The sequence below is a fragment of the Rhodococcus sp. DN22 genome, from assembly GCF_036669995.1.
In the GTDB taxonomy this organism is placed as follows: domain Bacteria; phylum Actinomycetota; class Actinomycetes; order Mycobacteriales; family Mycobacteriaceae; genus Rhodococcus_F; species Rhodococcus_F erythropolis.
Genome location: NZ_CP133326.1, coordinates 4,141,300 through 4,147,500, shown reverse-complemented (window position 1 = coordinate 4,147,500; position 6,201 = coordinate 4,141,300). Strand labels below are relative to the sequence as shown.

The window sequence follows — 6,201 nt, the reverse complement described above, 5'->3', positions numbered from 1 at the left end:
GTGCAGCGTCGCGTGTTTCTCACCGGAGGTAGAGCTACTGGATGGTCTAGGGGGCCCACAAGCTTACCGAAATCAGCCAAACTCCGAATGCCGGTGAGTGAGAGCGCGGCAGTGAGACTGCGGGCGATAAGGTTCGTAGTCGAGAGGGAAACAGCCCAGATCGCCAGCTAAGGTCCCTAAGCGTGTACTAAGTGGAAAAGGATGTGGGGTCGCGAAGACAACCAGGAGGTTGGCTTAGAAGCAGCCACCCTTGAAAGAGTGCGTAATAGCTCACTGGTCAAGTGATCCTGCGCCGACAATGTAGCGGGGCTCAAGTACACCACCGAAGCTGCGGCATTCACGCAATAGCCCCCAGTTGATCCAAGGATTTTCTGGCAGGTGTGTGGATGGGTAGGGGAGCGTCGTGTGGCCATGGAAGCGGCAGGGTGACCTAGCCGTGGAGGCCACACGAGTGAGAATGCAGGCATGAGTAGCGAAAGACGAGTGAGAAACTCGTCCGCCGAATGACCAAGGGTTCCTGGGCCAGGTTAATCCGCCCAGGGTGAGTCGGGACCTAAGACGAGGCCGACAGGCGTAGCCGATGGACAACGGGTTGATATTCCCGTACCCGTGTGAACGCGCCCATGGTGAATCAGTGATACTAACCATCCTGAAGCCACGAGAAGACCTTCGGGTCTCGAGTTGGTGGATGCATGGGACCTGATCTGGTAGTAGCCAAGCGATGGGGTGACGCAGGAAGGTAGCTGAGCCAGTCAGTGGTAATACTGGTGTAAGCGTGTAGGGCGTGACCTAGGCAAATCCGGGTCGCACATAGCCTGAGACGTGATGCGTAGCCGATTGAGGCGAATTCAGTGATCCTATGCTGCCGAGAAAAGCCTCTAGCGAGCTTTCACACGGCCCGTACCCCAAACCGACACAGGTGGTCAGGTAGAGAATACTAAGGCGATCGAGATAACTATGGTTAAGGAACTCGGCAAAATGCCCCCGTAACTTCGGGAGAAGGGGGGCCCTGTCTGGTGACGACATTTACTGTCTGAGCTGGGTGGGGCCGCAGAGACCAGTGAGAAGCGACTGTTTACTAAAAACACAGGTCCGTGCGAAGTCGTAAGACGATGTATACGGACTGACGCCTGCCCGGTGCTGGAAGGTTAAGAGGACCGGTTAGTTCTTCGGAGCGAAGCTGAGAATTTAAGCCCCAGTAAACGGCGGTGGTAACTATAACCATCCTAAGGTAGCGAAATTCCTTGTCGGGTAAGTTCCGACCTGCACGAATGGCGTAACGACTTCTCAGCTGTCTCAACCGTAGACTCGGCGAAATTGCATTACGAGTAAAGATGCTCGTTACGCGCGGCAGGACGAAAAGACCCCGGGACCTTCACTACAGCTTGGTATTGGTGTTCGGTTCGGTTTGTGTAGGATAGGTGGGAGACTGTGAAACGGTGACGCCAGTTATCGTGGAGTCGTTGTTGAAATACCACTCTGATCGAATTGGACCTCTAACCTCGGACCATGATCTGGTTCAGGGACAGTGCCTGGTGGGTAGTTTAACTGGGGCGGTTGCCTCCCAAAATGTAACGGAGGCGCCCAAAGGTTCCCTCAGCCTGGTTGGCAATCAGGTGTCGAGTGCAAGTGCACAAGGGAGCTTGACTGTGAGACTGACAGGTCGAGCAGGGACGAAAGTCGGGACTAGTGATCCGGCACCGGCAAGTGGAAGCGGTGTCGCTCAACGGATAAAAGGTACCCCGGGGATAACAGGCTGATCTTCCCCAAGAGTCCATATCGACGGGATGGTTTGGCACCTCGATGTCGGCTCGTCGCATCCTGGGGCTGGAGTAGGTCCCAAGGGTTGGGCTGTTCGCCCATTAAAGCGGCACGCGAGCTGGGTTTAGAACGTCGTGAGACAGTTCGGTCTCTATCCGCCGCGCGCGTTAGAAACTTGAGGAAGGCTGTCCCTAGTACGAGAGGACCGGGACGGACGAACCTCTGGTGTGCCAGTTGTTCCGCCAGGAGCACCGCTGGTTAGCTACGTTCGGAAGGGATAACCGCTGAAAGCATCTAAGCGGGAAGCCTGTTCCAAGATGAGGTTTCTCACCCCCTCGAGGGGGTAAGGCCCCCGGCAGACCACCGGGTTGATAGGCCAGAACTGGAAGTGCAGTAATGCATGCAGGTGACTGGTACTAATAGGCCGAGGACTTACCACAAAGAAGCTACGCGTCCACTGTGCGGTATCTGAAACAACACACAGATACTGATGAGAAACCCTGTTTTCTCCATCCCCCAACACCAGAAACTGGTGTTGACGGGTGGTGAAACCAGGTGATCAGAAGAAGGTTACTGTGACAGTTTCATAGAGTTACGGCGGTCATAGCGAAGGGGAAACGCCCGGTCCCATTCCGAACCCGGAAGCTAAGCCCTTCAGCGCCGATGGTACTGCACTCGACAGGGTGTGGGAGAGTAGGACACCGCCGAACACAACTTGAGAAGCCCCCCAACCAGTGATGGTTGGGGGGCTTTCTCGTACCCAAAACACCCCGAAACATCCCGTCGCCGGCACCCCCCGACTTCGAGCGAACGGCACTGTCGTCGCCTCAGATCGACCGAACGTACCGTTCGCACCATCAAGGGCGGACACGCCGCCGACTCACCACCCCGTCCGGGATCGAGTGAACGACACGCTCACCCTCTTAGGCGAGGGGAACGGTACGTTCACACCATCAGGGGCGGGAACACGACTGAGGACGACAGGCGCTTTGCCCGGATCAGTCGATGCCGTCGGCGGTGGCAGTCGCATACTTCGGCCGGCCAGCCGGCAGATACCTCTGAATCGTCACGCCCTTTGATGTGGCTCGCGATTCGGCCAGCTCGAGTGCGATGTCCGGTCCGGAGTCGGGAAACAGTCGCGTGCCCTGGCCTACCACCACCGGAACGATCAGCAGGATCATCTCGTCGACAAGATCGTTCGCGAAAAGCCAGCGGCACAGGTTGCCACTGCCGTGCACCTGAAGCTCATCGCCGGGTCTGGCTTTCAGTTCGCCGAGAGCGATGGCGGTGTCACCTGAAAGGGCTGTCGTGTTCGTCCATTGCGGATCGGTGAGCGTCGTCGACGCAAGGTACTTGGGCCGCGAATTCAGTGCGCTTGCAATGGGGTTGACGTCGGGATTCTCGAACGCGCCCCAATAGCCGGCGAAGATCTCGTACGTGTGTCGCCCGAACAGGAACGCGTCAGCGCGCTGGTAGACCTGGACGAGGTAATCCATGGCTTCGGTGTCCACCAATGGCGCGGACCAGCCGCCCCGCTCGAATCCACCTCGCCGATCTTCGTCCGGCCCACCGAGTCCTTGCATCACCCCGTCGAGAGTGGCGATGGTAAAGGTCGTCAGTTTCATAGTCGTACCCATCTCCCAGGCGTCGTCGGATTTCCGCTGTGCCGATATAGACCGTCGAGAAGCGGGAAAGTCATCGAGCGAACGTGGCGTTGATCGCCTTGGATCGACCGAACGTGCCGTTCGCTCAGGGGGGAGGTGGGGTCAGGGCTGAACCGGCACGGAGTCTGACGGGCTGGTCTCGGACTCCAGAGCGTCGCACGGAATCGCGAGCTCGGTCTGTTCGAGCCGGCCGCGAAGGGTGATGTTCTCGGTGATCGACCACTGTGCAGCCTCGGCGCTGTCAGCGGCAGCCACAGCCCGACCGGATGCGGCGACGTTACCCGGAACCGTCTTGGCAACTTCGGACAGTCGCGCCGCTTCGTTGACGGGATCACCGATGACGGTGTACTCGAATCTTTCTCGCGCACCGACGTTCCCGGCTACGGCAACACCTGCGGCGACGCCGATTCCCGCGCTCACTTCCGGAACCTCGGCACGCAGGCGCTGCTGAATCTTGCGGGCAGCGGCGAGTGCGCTGCCGGCGTGATCGTCGAGTGTCGTCGGCGCTCCGAAGATCGCCAGCGCTGCGTCGCCCTCGAACTTGTTGACGAATCCGCCGTGTGCGTCGACCTCGTCGACTATGACGTCGAAGAAACGGTTGAGTAGAGCGACCACCGCCGTAGGGGAGTTGGTGGCCGCGATGGTGGTCGATCCGATGACGTCGACGAAGAGTACGGCAACGTCACGTTCTTCACCGCCGAGTTCCGGGTTTCGGCGAACCGCGTTTGCGGCAACCTCGTGTCCGACGTGGCGCCCGAAGAGGTCGCGTATTCGCTCTCGCTCGCGCAGACCCTCGGCCATGCGATTGAAGCCGGCCTGCAGTAGTCCCAGTTCAGTTCCGTCGTACACGACGACGGACGCGGTGAGGTCGCCACGGGTGACTTGTTCCATTCCTCGTCGCACGGACCGAATGGGGGCCGCGGCGGACCGAATGTTGATGTATGTCAGCCCGAGTCCGACGCACAGGGTGATTCCGCCAATGACGAGGATGGCGATCGCGAGGGCTTGCCACGATGCAGGCCGGATGAAGCTGAAGACCGCCACGAGCATCAAGCCGGTGACGGGGACTCCGCTTCCGAGCAGCCAGACGAGGATTGTCCGGCCGGTCAGTCCGAGAACGGCAGCCTTGCGGGGTGCTCCGGATTCGAGTGCACGCGCAGCAATCGGGCGGAGTGCGAACTCGCTGAGCAGGTAGCAGAAAGCGCACGTGGTGATACCGCTGAAAGCCACGGTGAACAGAACTTTCGGAATAGTGTCGGGGTCGACGATTCCGTACATGGTCGTGAAGGTGATGAGCGCGGCCGTCCACAGGACGGCTTGCACTCGGGTCAGTCGCCACGGCCCGCGCAGCGCCGCGCGTTGATTCTGCTCTGTCGGTGGGTGATCCTCGGTGGCCCATCGAAGATCCCGCATCAGCCGTTTGGTGCCCCACAGAAGTCCGATGAGAAAGACACACCCGATGAAGACGGGCACGGCAATGAAGTTGATCCATGCGAATTCGGGGTGGATGATCTCGGGTCCGGGAACCACGAATCCGATGAGCACGATCGCCAGTACCGCTCCGATCAGGTTTGTGACCAGGAGGGGCGCGGTGAGTAGTGCCTGGACGCGGATTCGGCGGCGCCTGGGGCTTTCGTCGGTGGATCCGAGCAGCCACGACCCCAGGGGCGCACTCGGGACACGGCTTCGCTGCATAGTGTGTCGAGAGTAGTCGTAATGATCGCTTAGGGTGGTCCGGTGCGCCTAGTTATTGCTCGTTGCCGTGTCGACTATGTGGGACGCCTGACCTCCCACCTCCCTACCGCAAGACGACTGCTGTTGGTCAAAGCCGACGGCTCGGTCAGTATCCATGCCGACGATCGGGCGTACAAGCCGCTCAACTGGATGAGTCCGCCGTGCTGGTTGGTCGAGACCACCGGGGACGGCGACGACATCCTGTGGGTCGTCACCAACAAGGCAGGCGAGGAACTCCGGATCACTCTCGAAGAGGTCGAGCACGATTCGTCGTATGAACTCGGCCTTGATCCGGGTTTGATCAAGGACGGTGTCGAGGCACACCTTCAAGAACTTCTGGCGGAGCATGTCGAGACGCTCGGCCCCGGCTACACGTTGGTGCGACGTGAGTACATGACGGCCATCGGGCCGGTCGACCTTCTGGTCCGAGACGCGGACGGTGCATCGGTGGCGGTGGAGATCAAGCGTCGCGGCGAGATCGACGGCGTCGAGCAGTTGACGCGCTACCTCGAATTGCTCAACCGCGATCCGCTGCTCGCGCCGGTCACGGGAGTTTTTGCAGCGCAACAGATCAAGCCGCAGGCAAAGACTTTGGCCAACGACCGTGGGATCCGTTGCCTGGTCCTTGACTACGAGGCCTTGCGGGGCACCGAAAGCACCGAGTTCCGCCTCTTCTGACGCTGTTTAGACTCGAACCATGCCGCGCCGCAAACCTTCGCCGAAGCAAACCCGTCGAACGGATACTCGGCGTGCTCGGGATTCGAGCGCGGAGTCGGCGTCACCAAGCGGCGTGTTGTTCGGCGGAGCGCTGGTCCGGGAGGAACCCGGGCCGGGCGGTGAAATGTACATGGTGAGGCCGATACCCGGCTCCAACGCGACGAAGTTCTATCGATGCCCCGGTTGTGATCACGACATCAGACCCGGCGTCGCTCACGTGGTGACGTGGCCTTCGGAACCGGGCGGCGCGAACGAGCGTCGACACTGGCATACCGGATGCTGGTCAGGCCGCGGTACGCGCAGCCTGACCAGACGGTGGTCCTGA

Annotated in this window: 4 protein-coding genes and 2 rRNA genes (1 of these 6 only partly in view); 4 read left to right on the top strand and 2 right to left on the bottom strand. The window is 60.1% G+C overall.

The genetic code is table 11. The features are described 5' to 3' along the window. Together RA302_RS18865 and rrf are read left to right on the top strand one after the other, a co-directional pair. Positions 1-2,201: ribosomal RNA gene (locus RA302_RS18865) — 23S ribosomal RNA — on the top strand; it begins 932 nt to the left of the window's first position. A gap of 153 nt (positions 2,202-2,354) precedes the next feature. Further along, positions 2,355-2,471, top strand: a 5S ribosomal RNA gene (rrf, locus tag RA302_RS18860). A 288-nt stretch (positions 2,472-2,759) separates the two neighbouring features. Here rrf and RA302_RS18855 read toward each other — a convergent pair. Beyond that, positions 2,760-3,386, bottom strand: coding sequence for a dihydrofolate reductase family protein (locus RA302_RS18855; protein WP_042452406.1), 627 nt, complete (start codon positions 3,384-3,386; stop codon positions 2,760-2,762). Positions 3,387-3,527: 141 nt separating this feature from the next. After that, entirely contained in the window at positions 3,528-5,120 is a 1,593-nt protein-coding gene (locus tag RA302_RS18850; RefSeq protein WP_063316266.1) for an adenylate/guanylate cyclase domain-containing protein, read from the bottom strand. 42 nt (positions 5,121-5,162) lie between these two features. Between RA302_RS18850 and nucS the strand changes: the two genes are divergently transcribed. Both nucS and RA302_RS18840 read left to right on the top strand, forming a co-directional pair. Next, the gene (nucS, locus tag RA302_RS18845; RefSeq protein WP_007733244.1) at positions 5,163-5,837 is read left to right on the top strand and encodes an endonuclease NucS; all 675 of its coding nucleotides are present in this window, start codon (positions 5,163-5,165) and stop codon (positions 5,835-5,837) included. A gap of 19 nt (positions 5,838-5,856) precedes the next feature. Continuing rightward, on the top strand, positions 5,857-6,201 hold the full coding sequence (locus RA302_RS18840; protein WP_054828484.1) for a hypothetical protein: 345 nt from the start codon (positions 5,857-5,859) through the stop codon (positions 6,199-6,201).

What these genes read in the sequence shown, in the direction of transcription:
- RA302_RS18855 (WP_042452406.1), bottom strand. Translation starts at nt 3,386, where the DNA reads ATGAAACTGACGACCTTTACCATCGCCACTCTCGACGGGGTGATGCAA.
- RA302_RS18850 (WP_063316266.1), bottom strand. Translation starts at nt 5,120, where the DNA reads ATGCAGCGAAGCCGTGTCCCGAGTGCGCCCCTGGGGTCGTGGCTGCTC.
- RA302_RS18840 (WP_054828484.1), top strand. Translation starts at nt 5,857, where the DNA reads ATGCCGCGCCGCAAACCTTCGCCGAAGCAAACCCGTCGAACGGATACT.